The organism is Legionella sp. ST3F1 (assembly GCF_048553315.1).
In the GTDB taxonomy this organism is placed as follows: domain Bacteria; phylum Pseudomonadota; class Gammaproteobacteria; order Legionellales; family Legionellaceae; genus Tatlockia; species Tatlockia donaldsonii.
Genome location: NZ_JBLZIO010000025.1, coordinates 33479 through 53913 on the forward strand (window position 1 = coordinate 33479; position 20435 = coordinate 53913).

Sequence of the window (20435 nt, forward strand, 5' to 3'; positions counted from 1 at the left end):
CATGATAAAGTCACACAACTTCTTGTCAACCAAAAAATAGAAAGATGGTTAACCACACTCTAATTGAAAAAGATTTAAAACATATTTGGCATCCTTGTACTCAAATGAAGGATCTACAGCAAACTCCACCGCTGGTCGTTAACCATGCAAAAGGAAGTTATCTTTACACTGATCAAGGGCCAATTATTGATGCTTTATCCAGTTGGTGGTGTAAATCCTTAGGCCACGGCCATCCAGCTATTATTGCTGCGATTAAAGAGCAATTGGACCGATTCGAACATGTGATCAGCGCTAACACGACTCATCCATTGCTAGTCGAACTGGGGGAAAAACTGGCTGCTATGAGCCAAAAGCAGCATGTCTTTTTCGCGAGCGATGGTTCAAGCGCCGTCGAAATTGCTATGAAGCTGGCTCTACATGCCAACCAGTTAAAAGGATCGCCTCGTAATGAATTTATCGCACTACAAAATAGTTATCATGGTGAAACTTTAGGGACATTAAGTGTCAGCGATTTAGGGATCTACAAAAAGCCTTACATAGGCTATGGCGTCAAATGTCATTTTCTCCAAGCGATTCCCTATGTTTCTAATAGTAATGAATTTTTATGGCATAACGCTGATTTTCATTGGCCACAAATAAAACTTGCACTTGAAAAAATTAAGAACAAAGCTTGTGCTCTTATTGTTGAACCAATTATTCAGGGTGCAGGCGGCATGCGTTGCTACAGTGCGGATTTCTTAAAAAAACTGGCAACTTGGGCTAAAGAAAATGATATTTATTTAATTGCTGATGAAATCATGACAGGGCTTGGTCGAACAGGGCAATGGCTAGCTTGCCATCATGCGGACATTCAGCCCGATTTAATCTGCTTATCCAAAGGCTTAACTGCTGGAACCATGCCTTTAAGCTGCGTTCTTATCGACAAGCCCATTTACGATTTGTTTTATGATGATTATGAGAAAGGTAAATCGTTCCTTCATTCTCATACCTATAGCGGTCACGCTCTAGCAGTTAGTGCAGCACTGGCAACTATCAAAGTCATTGAAACAGAAAACATGAATGAACAGGCACAAAAACTTGGACGCTTCATGCAACAACAATTTCAAGAGCTGGCAGCAATTACTGGCAAGTTAAACCACATTCGATCAGTAGGAGCTATGGTCGCAGCTGATTTGCCTGTCAGAAAAAATAAACGGGTTGGTTATCAGCTATATCAAGAAGCACTCAAGCGCGGAGCACTGCTTAGACCCTTGGGAAACACCTTATATTGGCTACCGCCATTAAATACTGATCAGCAAACCATTGAGAATTTAGCTGAAATCACCTTAAACTCAATTAAGGCTGTCTATGATTAAAGGTAAATGAACGCCAAACACTACGCTAACTATATCAACGCTCAGCGCTTGCTAAATTTTGCCTGGGTGTTTTTGGCTATCCTGTTAATTATTGTTTCCATTTACTATCAACGGCAACAATATCATCTACAAAAACAACAGCAACTACAGCTTATTGCCAATGAGGTAGCACTTCGATTTGATAACTTTCTTGATAAAGCACTCGACTCAGCTTATACCCTACCCTTTGGCCATCCTTTTGAAAACTGTAAGCAGGATATCTTACCTGTACTGCGTAATATTATTTTTAATAATCCTGCTATTTCCGGTGCAGTCATCAGTGATCAAGAAAATAAAATTATTTGCTCAACCTTAGAGGATAACTATTTACTCCCAGCTCCTTCATCCCAAAACCCGGCTATTTTCGGTCCTATCCCTCTAGGGCTCGGACAGCAACCTGCTTTTTTAGTACAACAACGAATGGGGAAATATTATTTTGGCATTTACATTATAAAAAATGTTATTGAAGATTTGCTTCGCTCGGTTTTCCCCCAAATTGGATATATTGGCTTATACAATGAAAGAGAAAAAAAAATCGTTTTTCATATTGGTAACGATACCTCCACGAATCCACGACATAATTTTGCTAAAACACCTTTACAGGATTTAGATAACTACTCAATTATTATTACCGTCAATCAGCTGCAATTTAATAAGGATTTTTTCCTTCACCAATCAGTTCTTGGTGTAATTCTCCTGCTTGTTTTAATTCTATTGTACTTAAAATTCCGCATGCTTTTGAGTAAACGTTTTTCTTTAAACTATGCTTTAAGCAATGCCATTAAACACAAACATTTCAACCCTGTCTATCAGCCAATCATGGATAATGCAAAAAATAGATTTTGCGGAGCGGAAGTTTTACTGCGTTGGCATACAAACACCAGTGAAATTTTGCCAGATGTATTTATTGAGGAAGCAGAAAAATCGGGTTTAATTGTTCCAATTACACTACAGTTGATTGAAAAAAGCTTTCAGCAATGCCATCAATTTCTTAAAACGCACTCTTATTTCCATTTAGCGTTCAATCTGTCAGCGAGCCACTTTCAGAAAGAGGAATTTTTTACTCAATTTTATCATCTGAGCGATAAATATCAGATCCCTGCCCAGCAGATATTGATTGAACTAACCGAACGAGAATTACTCGATCAAAATGATTCTCGCCTTGTAACTAGAATGAATGAATTGCGGGCTAGAGGCCATTCACTGGCAATTGATGATTTTGGCACGGGGCATGCCAGTATTAAATATCTACAACATTTTCCTTTTAATTATCTTAAAATTGACAAACTATTTGTACATTCTATTGGCACAGGAGCCGTTACTGAAACATTGAGTCAAGCCATTATACAAATGGCTAATGTTTTGAAACTTACAATTATCGCTGAAGGAGTGGAAACTATTGAGCAATTTAACTTTCTGCGCCATTATCAAATTAATCTCATGCAAGGTTGGTATTTTGCAAAAGCAATGCCCCATGAACAGTTATTTCAACTTATTGAATAAGGTGCCATAGCATGAACAAGCACACAATTCTTGGTTTAGCTTTAGGTTCTCTTTTTTCACCCTTCCTTATGGCCGATGATCTCAATTATTGGCAGTGTACAGCCCATGACGCCCAAAACAAACAATGGACTGTTAGCAATTCGTATCAATTAACAGCCATCAATAAAGCCTTCGATGCCTGCAAAAAAGCAAGTCAAATACCTGGCAGTTGTAAAAGCTCAAGGGAAGACTGTGATTTTTTCTTACACGGCGTATCGACTCGACCTATGTGGCAATGCCCTGCACTAGACGCTGAAGCTAAAGTTTGGAGATCCAATATTTATATGCATGCAGACGATGCTGCTCTGGCCGCAAAGGCCTATTGCCATTCTAAAAGTGATCTGCCTGATACTTGCTACACTTACCTGTTCATGTGTAGAAATTTAAATTCAAGAGATCGCTAACTATGTATTGTGTTGGGTTAACAGGCAATATCGCCAGTGGAAAATCAACCGTTGCCTCTTTTTTTAAAAAACGTGGCCTCAAAGTGATTAGCGCCGATGAAATTGCAAGAAAACTAACTACCCCTGGCCAAACTGCATTAAGTAAAATTGCAAATCATTTTGGCAATAGCGTGATTAATAATACAGGGGAACTCGACCGTACTGCATTAAGGGAAATTATCTTCACTGATCCTAAACAGCGCTTATGGCTGGAAACATTATTACATCCCCTGATTCGGCAGGAGATCGCAAACGAAATTAGGACAACCAATAGCCCTTACTGTGTAATTGAAATTCCATTACTAAAAAATCGTAAGGATTATCCTTATCTAAATCGTGTATTACTTGTCCTTGCTGAACGTGAACAACAGATCGAACGAGTCATGCGTAGAGATAAGAGTCCTCGCAAACAGGCGTTGCAAATCCTAGAAACCCAGGCCAACGACTTAAATCGACAAGAAATTGCCGATGATATTGTTGTAAATGATAATAGCTTAACGGAACTAGAAAAAAAAATTGAAAATTTGCATTATCTGTATTTACAATTTGCTCGCCAAAAGCCATCATGAGTCAAAACTTACTTATTATTCATGAGCTTTGCGCTGAGGTATGTTTTTTTCCCTTTTTATAGTATTATAATTTTATGCTAAACTGCACAAAAATCGGCTAAGGACAGCAATTTCATATGCCTCAAGGTACAATTACTTTTCAATTAGCCACTCATTATCTGCCTAAAATTGCCTTACGGCTTGAATGTTTGTATCAAACCATTGATCAGGCTTGTGAAGAAACCCACCCTGTTATCCATCACTATGCACTGAAAAATGTGATAGAAATCATTAAACTGATTGAAAAACCCGAGCTCAAAAGTAGGTTCTTAAAGGAATTGATGCGGATAGAACACATCTTAAATAAATCCAATACCAGCCTTTCTAAAGAATTATGTGCCAGTCTTCATACCCAAATACAAGTGTTGACCCATGTGGTGGGTCGTTTCGGGGAAAATATTCATAATAATCCTTTTTTACAATCAATAAGGCTTACCTTACCTACGCAGACTAATGATTACGAAGGTTATTCACCACAACTTTTATTATGGTTAGAGTCTAATCCAGCCCTTCGACAGAGAGATCTCGTTGTCTGGTTGAACAGCCTTCGCACCCTGCACGCTACTGTTGATCTCTATTTATCTTTATTGCGTGACTCTGCTCAATTTGACAAAATTGATATGTTCAATGGTTTTTATCAGCGACAGTTGCCATCGCGGACTTCCTGCCATCTCATCCTGCTCAGAATTGATAAATCCTTTGGAATTGCGCCTCGAATGCAACTTGGCCATCATGGTTTTACCCTGCGCCTATGTGAAATCAGTACGATGCGTGAAGTTCGCGAAACAGAAGCCAGACTTGATTTGGCGATTTGCCAGTTATAAAAAGTCTTTTTATTCGTAATTCAAGCAAATGCGTAACGCCCCAGCCCCCTGACTCTTTCAAAATGTTCTAATTTTTTCTGATTCTTAATAGTTGCTTAATGTTGATCAGCTATATTAACAATTATTAAATATGAACATCAGATAGTCACATTGATTCGGTAATGCCAGCAGGAAGCATAGAAATTTACCAAGAATACGGGGTTTTTATGAATAAAGAAGCACTTCAGGCGTTAGTTAATAAAATGGTAGCGGCAATAGAGAACTTAGAAACGCAGTGCTCGGGCCCCACATTGAAAGATTTGGATAAGAAAGTACTTCATATTACAGAGTTACGTCGAATAAAAGCTGATTTGACTAGCAAATTAGAATTAATTTCGACATTCCCTGATGATAATCCCAATGATAGCTCCAAAATAGCTGAGACCTACTCTAAGTGCGAAGCACAAATAGGAAGTTACCGTGCGATAATAAATAGTAAAATTTCGTATCTCAATGCGGTTAGTAAAGCTGGAGCTGATCAAGCAGCCTTATACGTCGCTTTTAAAAATGCAGTCGTAGCAGAAGTAACTAGTGATCCCTATCCTTTATTCTTTACTATTCCTGAAAGCTACTTGTCAGATACACAGCTTTCGCTAACTTTAGCACAAATAGGAGCATCGCCCTCTTCTCTTCAACATCTTGTTGAACAACAAGCAAAAATGATTAGAGAAAGCCGAAAACCTTCTTTTGAAGCAGCTTTCGCTCTTGTTGAAATGTCTCTTGATCAGTTGAGAGCAAATAAAGAAGAAGCAGAGAGACGGTACAATCTAATTAAACCTGAAGCCATAGCCTATGTACAAGCAAAAAAGAAGAAGGACGGCTTGTGGGACGAAATTGGGCGCTTATGTGGGACCGTAATTTCTGACTATCATGTTGATTTGCAAGCGGATATTAAAGACGATGCGAGCCAGATACGAGCTCTAGTAAAAAAAGCAGCTCCAATAGCTATTAAAAGATACCTCACGGAAGGTAATAAAAATCTGGTAGATAAATACCAAACAGCAACACGTGAATGCGAAAACGATGTTCGTGCCTTAGAAGACACAATTGAACAACTTAAAGCTGAAATCGAGCTATTGAAGCAAAAAAGAGAAACTAAATTAGTCCAATTAAACGCTGCTATTGCTGATTTGAAGCAGGTTTTTGAAGAAAACTATGATATACAAAGTAAAAAATTAGCACTCTATGGCTTAGACCTAAGTATTATTTCACCCATAGCAAAGCAATTTAATGACAAATTAAATCAAGCGAACACTGACGCGCTCGACCCAGTTGAATTCCTTGAGAAAAAACTGGCTGCACTAAAAGGGATTGCTCCTAAATTAACTGAAGCAATGGTCGCAGAACAGGAATTCATAGCGGAAGGAATCGTTGCAAAAATTGAAGAAGTATCCTCTGAGATTACATCACTTCGCAAGCAACTTATAGAACGTATTAGAGGCAGGGGATTAGTTTTTACGGAAGAAGAAACCGCTCTTCTTAAAACAGTAGACTCTTATCTTATTGGACAAAGCCACGAGAAAACAACCTCTCCTGATGTACTTGAAGGAAAATTCAAAGAGGCTATTAAAAAACGAGACCTTTTAAAAAATGTTGCTTTACCAGAAATAGACAAAGCAATAGCACGTAGTCGACAAGCAAGAGTTGCATCTTTGGAGCAAGAGTTGCAATTATTATCTGAGACTTTCAAACCTTATTACGAAAGTATCCGTAGCAAATTAGTGGATTATGGTTTGTGGGATGAAGAGGGCGATATTCATTATTATGCAATCCAATTCGAAGAAAAATCTGCCGAAAAACCTGGTCGTGATGTAGATCCAATTCTTTTTTACCAAGAGCAGTTGGCTGAATTAAAAGAAATTAACGAGCAGCTGACTGGAGCTGTACGTGGGCAAAATGAGAGGCTTGCTTCAGCAATGGTGCAAGCAATAAGCAAGATTGCAAAAGGAATCACTGCAAAACGTGATGAGCTTCTCCAGCAAATGGAAGGCCAGAATTTTAAATTTGATATTGAGGAAAGCAAAGCCATTGCACTCATGGATAACGCTTTGATTACAGAAGCTTATGCACAAGCAACCTCGCCTGAATATCTCGATCCCGTATTACAAAGAGCAAAAGAGAAAAAAGCTAAATTTGTAGAAATTTCATCGACTGTAGAAAAAGCAATAGAACGTTGCACAGTAATCAAAATCGCAGAATTGAAAGAGAGTATTGCAAATCAAAAGCAAGTATTTAAAGACGTCTTTAACAAAGTGCACGCTGATTTGGGTACTTACGGATTAGATCACACCGCCGTTTCGGAAATCAATGAAGAATTTGATAGTGCATTCAATGCAATCAATGAAGATGAAATCGATCCAATCGAGTTTCATAACAGTAAATTGCAGGCCTTGAAAGCAATTGCAACAAGATTAGATAGAGTGGTAGTTCAAGCCGAAAATGATATCGTTGTTGACTTAAAGCATAGGATCGATTCATTAGTGGATGAAATTGAGACAGGGCATGGAGAAGCTCTTGCAGGGAAACTTAAACCAGAATACCAATTTGATGAAACTGAGCAAGCACTTGTCAATGAATTTAAAACCCCCTTGCCGAGAACTTATCGAGAATGGACCGATCGTGCACAGCTAGAAGAGCATATGCAAGCCCTTAAAATTCAAAAGGATGGCTTGGCTGGTAAGTCCGAAAAAATAAAAGAGATGGTCGCTATTCATGACGGTATTGCCTTCGGACATTATGACGGCTTTTTTATTGAAATGAATATGGCTGATAAAGCTAAGGCAACAGCGATGCTTACTATGCTGGGCAGGTATCTAGCTGTAAAAAATGAAAAACTGCAAGACTGTATTACGTCGATCGGTTTTGAATATATTTTTAAACAACCTGCAATCGAAGCAATTGAGGACCTGGCACAAGACAACCCAGAATACTCAGGTATGCTAGAGCAATTACAGTTTATTAAAATATTGTCCGCTAAAAAGATTGATGCTGTAAATTATCTAACCTCAAGCTCGACAGTCGAGGTAGTTAATTTACTGCATGAAAAAGGCTTAGATCAATTTATAACGAAAGAACTGCTAGATAACGCTGAATTAATTAAGGCCTTAGGACTGATTAATAAATATAGTTCCGTTGAAATTAACGAAGCGCTCATGACACAGGGAATCCTTAACAAAATGGCAGCGGTTATCAATAAAATTGATACCTTTGTTGATGATTACGATTGTAAACCAGCAGTCAGAGAACAATTAGGGCAATTCCGTAAAGCAGCAATCCCTGCTTTATTAACAGATAAGTCCTGTGAGGCTAAAAAGAAGGAACTCTGTACTTTAGCGCACGAACATTTTGAACATCAACACTTCGGTCGCCGTGTTCTTGCAGATGTGTTACAATTTATTACCCTTGCCTTCATACCTCTTATGCTGTATCGCGGATACAAAGGTAAATCTCTGTTGTTCAGCCAAGCAGAGACAAATCGGGAAAGCGTACTAAAACGGGATATTTTACCTGCGTTGACAGATGATAAGAGTAACGAGGCACCCCAAGGTGGTGAAGAACTACCAAAGGTAGAACCCCAACAATAAAAAACGTCTGTCGGGAGAACCCTCCTTGCAACATAACAAAAAGGGCGCAGCCTATGCTGCGCTGTCTGGTCTTTTTTTTGGCCTTATAGGCTACTTTGGCGTTAGTGTTATTAATGCTGATATTTCAGTCTCTAATATGCTATTTTGGCGCTTTCTTGTTTCCGGCCTTTTTATTGCTATTCTATTAATTCCCAGCATGAAAACCGCCCTGTCTACCACCAGTATCTGGGAGCTTTTCAAGGTAACCTCTGCCGGTGCCTTATTTTACGGTGCCTGTTCTATCTTTTATTTTATCGCGGCTAAATACATTGGTAGCGGCTTGTCGATGGTTATCTTTTTTACCTATCCGGCTATCGTTATGCTGATCAATTTTTTATTCTACAAACAGAAAATCAGCAAAATTTATTATCTGGCAATCACGATCATCTTCATTGGATTGGTCTTTCTCACGCATGGAGAGGGAATAAAATTTGATGTGACGGGAATTGGTTTAAGCTTATTATCGGCGCTTCTCTATGCCCTTTATTTGATAGCCAGTAAAAGCAGTCCCGTACCCTCTCTGTTAGCTACCTTAATGGTCTCGATTGGTTGCATGGTAGCCTGTTTAATAGCAGCTTTAATGGATAATACCTTCAAAGTCCCTCTCGGTATAAACGTCTGGTTTAATATTTGTGGCATTGGGATTATTTGTACCGCTTTACCCATCGTTTTGCTATTACAAGGGTTAAAATATATTAGCTCTGTACAAGCATCGATTCTATCTGTCCTGGAACCAGTCTTTGTCGTTATATTTGGTATTTTACTTTTGAATGAAACAATCAATTTTATTCAAACGCTGGGTGTATTGATCTTATTGTCAGGTGCCTTACTTGCTTTACTGAGTGAACGGCAAAAAAAATGAGTTATCATAAAGGTTACAATAATTTTTCTGGCTGCCTAGCGTCCTTTTTTATCAATTCAATAATCCGGATATTAGCTTCAGGAAACTGATAGTTATCCAAGTCATCAACACTAACCCAGCGCAGGTCAAGTTGAGATTCACGACAGCTGGGTTTTCCTTCATAACCAGTGATGATAAACACCAGCAAATTAACTACTTGGGCATTGTAGTAATGAGTTACTTCAGTCAAAAAACGATAATCAAGAATATCAATACCGACTTCTTCTTTGATTTCCCTAATCAGAGCCTGCTCAGGTAACTCATTCGCTTCTAACTTCCCACCAGGAAATTCCCACATGCCGCCATGAGCAGCATGCACGGGTCTACGAGTAATTAATACCCGCTGTTCCTGATCAAAAATGATGGCAACGGCTACCTTCACGCCAAGCTTCCATGACAACTTTTAAATTTTTTGCCAGAACCACAAGGACAAGGATCATTGCGCCCTATTTTTCTCTCAACTCGCCTAAAGGTAGTATCACTATTTTGCTCTCTGGCTTCAGCTTGTTCCTCTTCATGCAGAAACTGCATTTTACGAATCTGCTCTGCTCGACGTTGTTCTTCAACCGCATTCACATCTTCTTCTGTTTGTACTTCAACCGAAGAGAGTAAACGAACAATATCGTATTTCAAATTATCAAGCATCATGGTAAACAAAGAGAATGCTTCCCGTTTATACTCTTGTTTGGGATCTTTCTGAGCATAACCCCGCAAATGAATACCCTGACGTAAATGATCCATTGCGGCTAAATGTTCACGCCAATGGGTATCCATCGTCTGTAAAATGACCGACTTTTCAAACTGAGACAGTACTTCCCTGCTCGCTATTTTCTCTTTTTCCTGATATTGCTCAAGGCAAAGCTGGAATATTTTTTCTCTAATCTGTTCAGGCTGAATACTATGATCGTCTTCTATCCATTGCTCAACATCTGCCTTCAGCTTGAAATCTTCCGATAGAGCTTGTGTAAGTCCTTTCAGATCCCATTGATCTTCCAAACTTTGCGGGGGTATAAAATTGTCAACCAAGCCATAGATAACATCTTCCCGCATTGATTCAGCTACCCCGCGTGGATCAGTCATTGCCATAATCGCAGCACGTTGAGTATAGATGACTTTTCTTTGTTCATTGGCGACGTTGTCATAATCAAGCAACTGTTTTCTGACATCAAAATGATGTCCTTCCAATTTACGTTGGGCATTCTCAATCGCTTTAGTCACCAAACTATGTTCGATAGGCTCACCCGGTTTCATACCCAAACGACGCATCATGGCGGCAACACGCTCAGAAGCGAAAATACGCATCAAATTATCATCTAGTGATAGGTAGAAACGACTGCTTCCTTCATCACCTTGTCGCCCAGCACGACCACGTAGCTGATTATCAATCCGACGAGATTCATGGCGTTCCGAGCCAATGATACGTAACCCACCTGCTTTGAGCACTGCTTCATGGCGATTTTTCCAATCAGCCCGGACAGCCTGTCGGTCAGCCTCTGTTGCATCCTCTGATAAAGCTGCCAGCTCCGCAGAAAGGCTGCCCCCTAATACAATATCCGTACCTCGCCCCGCCATGTTAGTAGCGATCGTTACAACACCAGGGCGTCCAGCTTCGGCAATAATCTGCGCCTCTTTTTCGTGGAATTTGGCATTTAATACCTGATGTTTTAAACCCGCTTTTTTTAGCAACTGGCTTAACAATTCCGATGCCTCAATGGATGCCGTACCAACTAACACAGGTTGCTTACGTGCCACACAATCTTTTACGTCTTCAATGATCGCTTGATATTTATCCTGCTGACTTAGATAAATCAGATCAGCTTGATCATGGCGGCGCATGGGCTTATTCGTAGGAATAACCACCACTTCGAGATTATAAATTTGTTGGAATTCATAAGCTTCCGTATCAGCTGTTCCTGTCATCCCAGACAGTTTATTGTATAATCTGAAATAATTCTGGAAGGTTATTGAAGCGAGTGTTTGATTTTCCTGTTGGATAGCGACACCTTCTTTGGCTTCAATAGCTTGATGCAAACCCTCTGACCAACGCCGGCCCGCCATAGTACGACCAGTATGCTCATCCACAATCACAACTTGATTGTCTTTAACAATATAATCCACATCACGATGAAACATTGCATGGGCTCTAAGTGCCGCATTCACGTGGTGCATAAGAATAATATTACTGGCGTGATACAAGCTTTCGCCTGGATCCAGTAAATTTTCTTTCATTAACAGGTCTTCAATATGCTGATGGCCAAGCTCTGTCAAATGGGCTTGTTTTTGTTTCTCATCAATCGTGTAATCGCCATCGTCTCCCTCTTCCTCTTGCTTTTTTAGCAAGGGGATCAATGTATTCACCTTCATATACAATTCTGAACTACCTTCAGCTGCACCTGAAATAATCAGAGGTGTACGTGCCTCATCAATCAAAATAGAATCAACTTCGTCAACAATCGCAAAATTTAATTCACGCTGAACTTTATCTGCCAGGCTAAAGGCCATATTGTCGCGCAGATAATCAAACCCAAATTCATTGTTAGTACCATAAACAATATCTGCTCCATAGGCAGCTTGCTTGGTATCATGTGGCATGTCAGGATAAATAACCCCCACCGTTAAGCCTAAAAACTCAAAAATAGGCTGCATCCATTGACTATCACGCTTGGCAAGGTAATCGTTAACTGTAACAACATGCACGCCGTGCCCACTAATCGCATTCAAATAAGCAGGGAGTGTAGCAACCAGTGTCTTACCTTCCCCAGTGCGCATTTCTGCAATATTGCCCTCATGCAGCACCATACCGCCGATTAATTGCACATCAAAATGTCTTAATCCCAAAGTACGTACTGATACCTCACGTACCACGGCAAACGCTTCCGCTAACAACTCATCCAGTGTTTCGCCCTCAGCTAAACGGGCTTTAAATTGGGCTGTTTTAGCGGCTAATTCCTCATCCTTAAGTACCTGCATCTGGGCTTCAAAAGCATTAATAACCTGTACTGTTTTTTCCATGCGTCGCAAAGTACGTTCATTGCGACTACCAAACATTTTTTTCATCAACGTATTCAGCATAGCCCTGATAATCCTCTCGATAATTCCGGCTTTAAAGGCGCTTAATTTACTAGAATTTTGCCCAAAATGCCACGTAAACCATACAATGCCAGCCAAATAGCTCAGCACTGCAAACAAAATGAACGTTTGAATATCCTATTCTTGTTCATTTGGGGGCAATAACAATAAATACAACTTGATTCGCTGAGTTTTTATATCGCAGCCAGAGCTGCGGCCTCTTCCATTTCACTTAGCATAGCGACTGACTCGTCTAATTTATCAATTTGTTTTAGCTGTTGTGCTTGTACTAATTTGTCTTTCCAGGATTTGGCATGCGGCAAACCATAAGCCAAATTAAAAACTGGTTTAAGTAATAGAGTTAAAGGCACACCACGCTCAAATTGTCCACGAATATAGGCAATATATTCATGCCAGATAGCAGAACGTGTTGGTTGGGGTAATTCCGGATAAAGCTGATGATGAATAGCGGCCAATGCATAAGGATTTTGGCAAGCCAAACGCCCTAACATCACCCCGTCAACTTGTTGCAAATGGCTTTTAATTTCATTTGTTGTATTAATATTACCATTGATAACGACAGGTATCGCTGGTATTTCCTTTTTAATTCTATAAACAAAGTCATAATGCAAAGGAGGAATGGTGCGATTTTGCTTGGGATTTAAACCATGCAGCCAGGCTTTGCGAGCATGCACAATCAATTTATCACAACCAGCATCTATCAATCGGTGGGCAAACGCTGCAAAAAAATCATAGCTATCCTGCTGATCTATTCCGATTCGCGTCTTAGCCGTCACCGGAATTGAAACTACTTTTTTCATTGCTGAAAGACAATCAGCTACTTGTTCAGGCTCAGCCATCAAACAAGCACCAAAATGGCCTGCCTGTACTTTGTCACTGGGGCAACCCAAATTTAAATTAACTTCTGCAAAGCCCTTTTCTTCTGCGATTTTTGCGCAACGAACTAAACCATCCTTATTTGCACCACCAAGTTGTAATGCCAAAGGATGTTCCACAGGATCAAAGGCAAGTGCGCGCTCAGGATTATTGGTGACAGCCCCTATGGTTTGCATTTCTGTATACAACAAGGCATGGGGAGCTATAAGACGCATAAAGACCCGAAAATGCGTGTAAGTCCAATCAATCATTGGCGCTATAGCAAGCGGCGAAATTAAGGATGTGCGCAAAACGCCGATTTCGTTGTTAAAATCAAATTTTGTCTCGACATCGGAGTTTTTCGTAAGCCCTGTTGAAAACGGCGGATTAGGTAATGATTGCACTGCAAATTATCGGAGCATTAAACTAAGGCACTATTATACTCTATTTTGCAGAGTCTTTTCACATTTCTGAAAAACATTGATTCCTTGCGCTTCGCAGCCCCTAATATTTAAATTGCCTCTAAGGCATCAATGACTAACTGGAGTTTCGTTCTTCCCTGATAACTATTGATATCCAGCTTATAAGCAGCATGTACTTTTTTAACTCTGTGATTGGGCCATTGATTTAGATCGACATTAAAAGCAATTGCATCAATAGCCTCTCCACCATCAGGATGAACCAAGGCTAACTTTAAATGATTTTTCCCGACTAAACGTTGATCAAGGACTTCAAAAATATTATCAAAGCAAGGCTCAGGAAATTGCTGCCCCCAAGGTCCAGCCTGCTGCAAAAGCAAGGCCATTTGCAAACATAATTCGTCAGGATTCAAAGAACCATCTGTCCAGAGTTCGCCCTCACACTGAGAGATATCAATATGTTTGGCAACTTCAGCAACAAAAGCCTGTTGAAAATCCTCGAACGCGTGAGGATGCATACTTAAACCAGCTGCCATAGCATGTCCACCGAATTTAGTGAGCAACCCAGGCCTATCTTTATCAACAACAGCCAAAACATCACGTATGTTCAAACCAGGTACTGATCTTGCCGAACCTTTCAATTCATTCTCACTCACCGCAGCGAAAGCAATGACTGGCCGGTGATAACGATCTTTTAAGCGCCCTGCCAAAATACCAATAACCCCTTGATGCCAAGACTGATCCACCAAACATAAAGCAAGCGGCAACCGTTGTGTATCAGCCATTTTTTTAGCTAACTTGTCTACTGCTATCATTGCCTGCTCTTTCATTTCAGCTTCAATCACTCGCCGCTCTTGATTCAACTCATCTAATTGTTCTGCCAATAGACGTGCTTTATCAAGATCATGACTCAACAAACACTCAATACCCAATGACATATCATCAAGTCGTCCTGCGGCATTCAATCTTGGCGCAACGACAAAACCCAAATCACTTTCCCGTAAACGGGAACAGTCACGATTGGCAATTTCAATTAAAGCCTTAATACCAGGACGACAAAGACCTTGACGCATACGTGCCAGACCTTGATTAACCAAAATACGATTGTTTTGATCAAGCGCCACCACATCCGCAACGGTGCCCAAAGCAACCAAATCAAGAAATTGTGCCATATTGGGTGCAGTAAGTTCTTGGGCATTAAACCAATCGTGATTAACAAGATGCCGTCTTAAAGCCAACATCAGATAGAAAATAACACCAACACCGGCAATTGATTTACTCTGAAATTGATCCCCTACTTGATTAGGATTTACGATTGCACAAGCCTTTGGCAAAATGTCAGCAGGCAGGTGATGATCGGTAACCAGGACATCAATACCCGCTTGATTGGCTGCATCAACACCATCAATACTGGCAATACCATTATCGACCGTAATTATCAGGTGTGGCTGCCATTTTTTAGCAACCTCCACTATTGCTGGCGTTAAGCCATAGCCAAAATCAAAACGATTAGGAACTAAAAACTCAACCTGAGATGCTCCCATTGCACGTAATGCTGAAACAGCGAGAGTCGTGGATGTTGCACCATCTGCATCAAAATCACCAATAATAAGAATACGTTCTTTCGCCTCCAGGGCCTTAGCAAGACGAATACAAGCTTTATCAATATCTGTTAAGGCGTCAAACGGCAGCAGAGCTTGTAAACTTTTGTCTAATTGGGATTCATAGTTTACTCCACGAGAGGCGTAGATACGTTGTAAAACAGGCGGGCAAGAAGGAAAAATGGGTAAAGAGTCGGGTACCTCTCGTTGTTTAATACGCATAACCTATTATCTCCATAATCTCGACCACCAGCGACTCTTTTGCTTGGTATATGCCATGTTATTCCAAAACCAATGCGTGGTAATATTTTTGGTGTTTGCCTCGATCATCGCCAAATTAAATTGCTGCGGGTATTTCAAGAGCAACAAATCATTTTTTTGAATGACTGAATCTGGCGTATAAAGGGTAATTTGCTCTAGTTGGTTACAAGGATTAACAAGGAGCACTTTATCATCGGTGGCTATTTTTCTATTTTTGGGGAGTTTAAATTCACCGGGCCCCCAAAACCACAAGCCATTAATAGCCAATTTATTCTGTCGTTGCTGGTTCAGGGGATGAGAACTCAGATACATTTGTAATTCAGTGATCAGACGCAACCAAAAAAGGGTATTATCCATTGCCTCAAGAGCAGGCATCATCGACTGATGCTGCATTGCGTAAACTGATTTACTACTAAAAACAGGCTTCGAATCAATGTTAAATAACCAAGTTTGCGCGTCGTGATATACCGGCGAAAAATCATCCTCTTTCAAAAACTGCTCAAGCTCCGCAAACCATAAGAGAGACTCTTCTTCTGTTAACTCCAGCTCTTCACCAGTTGCAACCACCATTGCATCATTATGAGTTGCTTGCCAATGAATGGGGGATGCGATTACCCATTTCCCCTCTAAGTGGTGAGAGAGACGCAGTAAATCAGCCAGAGGAGGATAGATTGGATCATAACCCAGGCAACTTAAAAAATTGAGGTAATAATGTCCATAACTGACAAGTGGTTTACTCCCATCTGGAGCATCTTCCTTTACACTATTAACAACCACATCCATCACTAAACTGCCTGCAAGTAACCATCTCGTTTAAATAATGCCTTTAAATTGCGTAACGCCTGGCGGGTTCTCTGGTTATTTTCTATTAAGCCAAAGCGAACAAAATTGTCTCCTTGTGCACCAAACCCTATGCCAGGAGATACGGCAACACAGGCTTCCTGTAGCAGGTATTTGGAAAACTCAAGGGAACCCATTGCGCTGTAAAAAGAAGGAATCGGTGCCCAGACAAACATGGTAGCTTTTGGTTTTTCTACATACCAGCCAAGATCCTGCAGACCTTCACATAACACATCCCGTCGCTGTTCATACAAAGCTCGAATCTCATGCACACAGTCATCAGGCCCCTCGAGCGCAGCAATAGCAGCCACTTGGATGGGGGTAAATGTTCCATAATCCAGATAAGATTTAATTCGGGTTAAGGCAGCTACTAACTCCTCATTACCACAAGCAAATCCTACGCGCCAACCAGGCATATTGTAGGATTTCGACATAGAATAGGTTTCAATTGCCACATCAATTGCACCTGGTACTTGTAAAATCGATGGTGCTTTGTAACCATCAAAAACAATGTCAGCATAAGCTAAATCATGAATAATCCAAATGCCATGATGCTTGGCCAAAGCAACTACCCGTTCAAAAAACTCATATTCAACACAATGGGTACTTGGATTAGCAGGAAAACTGATAACCAAGGCTTTGGGCCTTGGCCAGGTTTGTTCAATAGCAGCCTGTACCGCTTCGAGAAATTGATTTTCATCAATGAGAGGAATTTGCTTAACATTTGCTCCTGCAATGATAAAGCCATAGGTATGAATCGGATAGGCAGGATCAGGAACCAGTACCGTATCGCCTGGGCCACTAATTGCCAAAGCAAGGTGGGCTAACCCCTCTTTTGAACCTATTGTAGTAACAATCTGCTTTTCACTATCAAGGCTAACTTGATAATTGCGTTCATACCAGGATGCCATCGCACGGCGTAATCGGGGAATCCCTTTCGACATAGAATAGCGGTGAGTGTCAGGACGCTTTACTGTTTCAATCAATTTATCAACAATATGTTGCGGTGTTGGTTGATCAGGATTACCCATGCCAAAATCGATGATATCGTCTCCACGCGCCCTCGCCTCAGACTTCAACTGTGTTAATGTGTTAAAGACATAGGGCGGCAAACGTTTGATTCGTGGAAATTGACTCATCTTTTTAACCTCTGTGGTATACTGAGCAGTAGTATAAATTATTTTGTTTGATTAAACACCATGCATATCAACTTAGAAACAACAGACCGGCACGCGGTACAAGCCTATAGTGAAAAAGAAATTCAGATTGACTCAATTTCTTATCAAACCAGTCTCATTGTTAATCGCCATGAAATTATAACTGACTGGCCAATTCACCGGGTTAATGAATTGAATGACGAATTATTACTCCCTCTTCTTAAATATCAACCGAAAATCCTTATTATCGGCCACCATAAACAGGGAGAGTTTGTTTCTTTCTCTATAATCCAGGCTCTGGCAAATCAGGGGATTGGTTTGGAGTGTATGTCTATTGGTGCTGCTTGCCGTACTTTCAACGTGCTGCTAAGTGAACAACGTGAGGTAGTGCTAGGTATTATTTTATAATGTGATTGCCTCAATTAGTTTCTCAGTTTCTTTCTCATTACGACTTAATTTAAGCTTAATAATCGACTGCTAAAATTAGACTAACTGTTTATAGAGCTCCAGACGCTCTAATATATGGATTATACGGATTAAGGTGGCTCATGGAAGGTTAACGCTTAAAGGTGACTTAATGGCAGTGGATCTCTCCCAAAATCAGGTGATCGAAAATCTTAATCAGTACCTGCAATGGCATAATCTACCCTTGAAAATGAATTCTGACGGCGTTTGTAATGGATTAGCTATTATCTATGCAAAATATATCCTGGAAGGTAAAAAAGGGGAATTTTGGAAATTAATGGACTATGTGGCAGGAAAGAAAATCAGCCAGAACGAAGAAGAGTCTGTTAATCAATTTGTAGCGGAAGTTATTCTCAGCTTTAAGCCTGATAAATACATCAAGGGACTCAACCAAACCCGTGCCTATGAAACTCAAAAAATTAACAATAAACCATTAAAATCAGACTTTGATCTCCCCTTAGTGACTAACGATACTAATTGGAGAAAAATATTTGCAGATATCAACCTACAGAATGATGAAGTTATGTTGGTACGCAGTCCCAACCATACAGTGACTATTTCCAAAAGCAACGGTCAATACGAAGTCTACGATCCGAATTATGAGGATGGACCAAAATTTTTCTCTAACGAAACTGATTTGGTAACTGAATTACGCAAAAATATCTTTACATACAGTACCTCGGAAATGGGCTTATTAGTGAGTGTAGTTAGTCATCCAGAAAAACCGGTAAGAACCAATTTCCCAAAGGTTGATTCAATTTATCAGCAATATTTAACCACTACTAATGTGAGTCAAAAAGCCAGAGCAGACGATATAGCTACGAGTACCATTGAACTTGCAGGGTATTTTGATAATGCTGATCTGGCAAGGCAACTGCTTGTTTTGGAAAAAGATAAAGACAACATTTTTCAGGCAGCCCACATTGCAGCCGTAAATAATAACCCAGCAACACTAACAGTATTGTTACCAGAGTTAAATAAGGAACAGACCCAAATTATCTTTTTAACCACATTACGATGTGGAAGAAAAGAAGCCTTTGATGCTTTCATACAGACTGAAAGTGGAAAAAAGGTTTTCGACAAATTTGTAAAAGATGACGTGAATGCCAAATTTATCTTTCATAATGCTGCAAGGGGCGGTAATCCCGCACTTTTACAACAAATGATCGATGCTTTTAAAACACATAGTACAGATATATTTGGACAACCTTTTACTGACAGTGATGTCACCCGAGCGCTGCTTGCCAAGACTAAAGATAAGGACGCAGTTATGTCAGCAATTGCTGGAAAAGATCCAGCCTGCCTTAGATTGGTCTTGGAAAAAGTGGATACTGTAGCTAATCCGCTAGACAATAGAAAAAAATTGGACTATTTGCTGTTAGCAATCAAGAAAAATCAACCCATTTCGGTACAAATTTTAGTAGAAAACTTGTCACCTGCTCTGCTGCAAACAGTATCATTAAGTTTATCCGTTATTGAAAAAACTGATTTAGGACTACTCAATACACTCCAAAGTCATGGTATGGTTTTTTCAGAGAAAGCCCAAGCGGTTATTGCACAGAAAAAACATCAGTCAGTGGGTTTATTGCTTTCCATGGGGATTGCACTCATCAAATTCACTGATTTTTGTAGAGAGATTTTATTTAAAAATGAAGGCGTTTCTTGTGACGAAAATAAATTCCAATTTTTTGCCCAGCAGCAGAAAGTAGAAAAAGCGAAGGTTACAGATACAGGTGATTTAACTAATCATGGTTCGCCACCTATTCAGGTTAATTAATTAGTTCATGAATAACTATTAACTTAACTCCAAACTAGTTAATCACTTAAATCACACTCTCCTTTTCCGTCAGAGCTCCACCGTGCTTTAATAGTTTTAACACCACCACATTCTTGATCCTTGCAGATCTTGGAAGCTGGAATTACCTGACAAGCCATTGCCCATCCTCCGTTAAAAAAGGTAATTGCAATAGCCTGAGTACCTTTAGGTAAAAAGGCAATGCCTTCGCGCCGCCCTATTGTCGACGCTACAAACCAATTGGCTTGAGAACCATCCAGGTTATAACTTAGGCTTAACTGACTGATTGCCCCCAAATCACCTGCTGTAAACTGCACAGTAACGCGCTTCGGCAGTGCCCCACCTTCTATGAAGTTATCAACATTTCTTATATCCGTCTTAGCGGGGACAGAATAATTTTCACCGCTTAATTTACCCTGGTATTGGAAAGGATTAAAATCGAATTTATTCATTAATACCCAGGCGTTTGCCACCGTGGCAGCCAGAGTATTGGCATTCCAGTTCCAATCCCAGGGTAAGGGAAAACGCCTACTGGCATACAGATAAGCTTGACCTATATCAGGGGGGACCACTACAAA

16 protein-coding genes are annotated in these 20435 nt (G+C 40.2%); 9 read left to right on the forward strand and 7 right to left on the reverse strand.

Features of this window, described 5'->3' with window-relative positions:
• Positions 1-44 precede the first annotated feature (44 nt).
• The 7 genes from bioA to ACN4Z1_RS14520 all read left to right on the forward strand — a co-directional run bounded on the left by bioA (position 45) and on the right by ACN4Z1_RS14520 (position 9335).
• On the forward strand, positions 45-1355 hold the full coding sequence (gene bioA / locus ACN4Z1_RS14490; RefSeq protein ID WP_228363928.1) for an adenosylmethionine--8-amino-7-oxononanoate transaminase: 1311 nt from the start codon (positions 45-47) through the stop codon (positions 1353-1355).
• 6 nt (positions 1356-1361) lie between these two features.
• On the forward strand, positions 1362-2897 hold the full coding sequence (locus tag ACN4Z1_RS14495) for an EAL domain-containing protein (RefSeq protein WP_228363927.1): 1536 nt from the start codon (positions 1362-1364) through the stop codon (positions 2895-2897).
• Between the two features lie 11 nt (positions 2898-2908).
• Positions 2909-3340 carry a hypothetical protein gene (locus ACN4Z1_RS14500; protein WP_115221374.1) on the forward strand — a complete coding sequence of 144 codons (432 nt, stop codon included), beginning with the start codon at positions 2909-2911 and terminating at the stop codon, positions 3338-3340.
• 2 nt (positions 3341-3342) lie between these two features.
• Positions 3343-3948, forward strand: a complete 606-nt coding sequence (gene coaE, locus ACN4Z1_RS14505) for a dephospho-CoA kinase (RefSeq protein ID WP_228363926.1) — start codon at positions 3343-3345, stop codon at positions 3946-3948.
• A gap of 116 nt (positions 3949-4064) precedes the next feature.
• On the forward strand, positions 4065-4811 hold the full coding sequence (gene zapD / locus ACN4Z1_RS14510) for a cell division protein ZapD (protein ID WP_115221376.1): 747 nt from the start codon (positions 4065-4067) through the stop codon (positions 4809-4811).
• 161 nt (positions 4812-4972) lie between these two features.
• Positions 4973-8434: a hypothetical protein gene (locus ACN4Z1_RS14515; protein ID WP_419387987.1), complete on the forward strand. Its 3462-nt coding sequence runs from the start codon at positions 4973-4975 to the stop codon at positions 8432-8434.
• Positions 8435-8459: 25 nt separating this feature from the next.
• The gene (locus tag ACN4Z1_RS14520; protein ID WP_228363924.1) at positions 8460-9335 is read left to right on the forward strand and encodes a DMT family transporter; all 876 of its coding nucleotides are present in this window, start codon (positions 8460-8462) and stop codon (positions 9333-9335) included.
• Positions 9336-9348: 13 nt separating this feature from the next.
• Here the strand turns inward: ACN4Z1_RS14520 and mutT are convergent, their stop codons facing one another.
• The 6 genes from mutT to alaC all read right to left on the reverse strand — a co-directional run bounded on the left by mutT (position 9349) and on the right by alaC (position 17579).
• Positions 9349-9756 carry an 8-oxo-dGTP diphosphatase MutT gene (mutT, locus tag ACN4Z1_RS14525; protein WP_228363923.1) on the reverse strand — a complete coding sequence of 136 codons (408 nt, stop codon included), beginning with the start codon at positions 9754-9756 and terminating at the stop codon, positions 9349-9351.
• Positions 9753-12446, reverse strand: coding sequence for a preprotein translocase subunit SecA (secA, locus tag ACN4Z1_RS14530; protein ID WP_228363922.1), 2694 nt, complete (start codon positions 12444-12446; stop codon positions 9753-9755). Before secA ends, mutT begins: the two co-directional genes overlap by 4 nt.
• A 191-nt stretch (positions 12447-12637) precedes the next feature.
• Complete coding sequence (gene dusA, locus ACN4Z1_RS14535; protein ID WP_370634566.1) at positions 12638-13591, reverse strand: tRNA dihydrouridine(20/20a) synthase DusA; 954 nt, start codon at positions 13589-13591, stop codon at positions 12638-12640.
• A 239-nt stretch (positions 13592-13830) separates the two neighbouring features.
• Entirely contained in the window at positions 13831-15561 is a 1731-nt protein-coding gene (gene recJ, locus ACN4Z1_RS14540) for a single-stranded-DNA-specific exonuclease RecJ (RefSeq protein ID WP_228363921.1), read from the reverse strand.
• A gap of 6 nt (positions 15562-15567) precedes the next feature.
• Positions 15568-16383 carry a hypothetical protein gene (locus ACN4Z1_RS14545; protein ID WP_419387988.1) on the reverse strand — a complete coding sequence of 272 codons (816 nt, stop codon included), beginning with the start codon at positions 16381-16383 and terminating at the stop codon, positions 15568-15570.
• A gap of 2 nt (positions 16384-16385) precedes the next feature.
• Positions 16386-17579, reverse strand: coding sequence for an alanine transaminase (alaC, locus tag ACN4Z1_RS14550; RefSeq protein WP_115221382.1), 1194 nt, complete (start codon positions 17577-17579; stop codon positions 16386-16388).
• Between the two features lie 60 nt (positions 17580-17639).
• Here alaC and ACN4Z1_RS14555 point away from each other — a divergent pair, with 60 nt between their 5' ends.
• On the forward strand, positions 17640-18005 hold the full coding sequence (locus ACN4Z1_RS14555) for an Mth938-like domain-containing protein (RefSeq protein ID WP_228363919.1): 366 nt from the start codon (positions 17640-17642) through the stop codon (positions 18003-18005).
• Positions 18006-18174: 169 nt separating this feature from the next.
• Positions 18175-19839 carry a hypothetical protein gene (locus tag ACN4Z1_RS14560; RefSeq protein WP_228363918.1) on the forward strand — a complete coding sequence of 555 codons (1665 nt, stop codon included), beginning with the start codon at positions 18175-18177 and terminating at the stop codon, positions 19837-19839.
• A 38-nt stretch (positions 19840-19877) separates the two neighbouring features.
• Here the strand turns inward: ACN4Z1_RS14560 and ACN4Z1_RS14565 are convergent.
• Positions 19878-20435, reverse strand: a 558-nt coding sequence (locus ACN4Z1_RS14565) for a hypothetical protein (RefSeq protein WP_419413461.1), incomplete at its 5' end; no start/stop codon positions are given.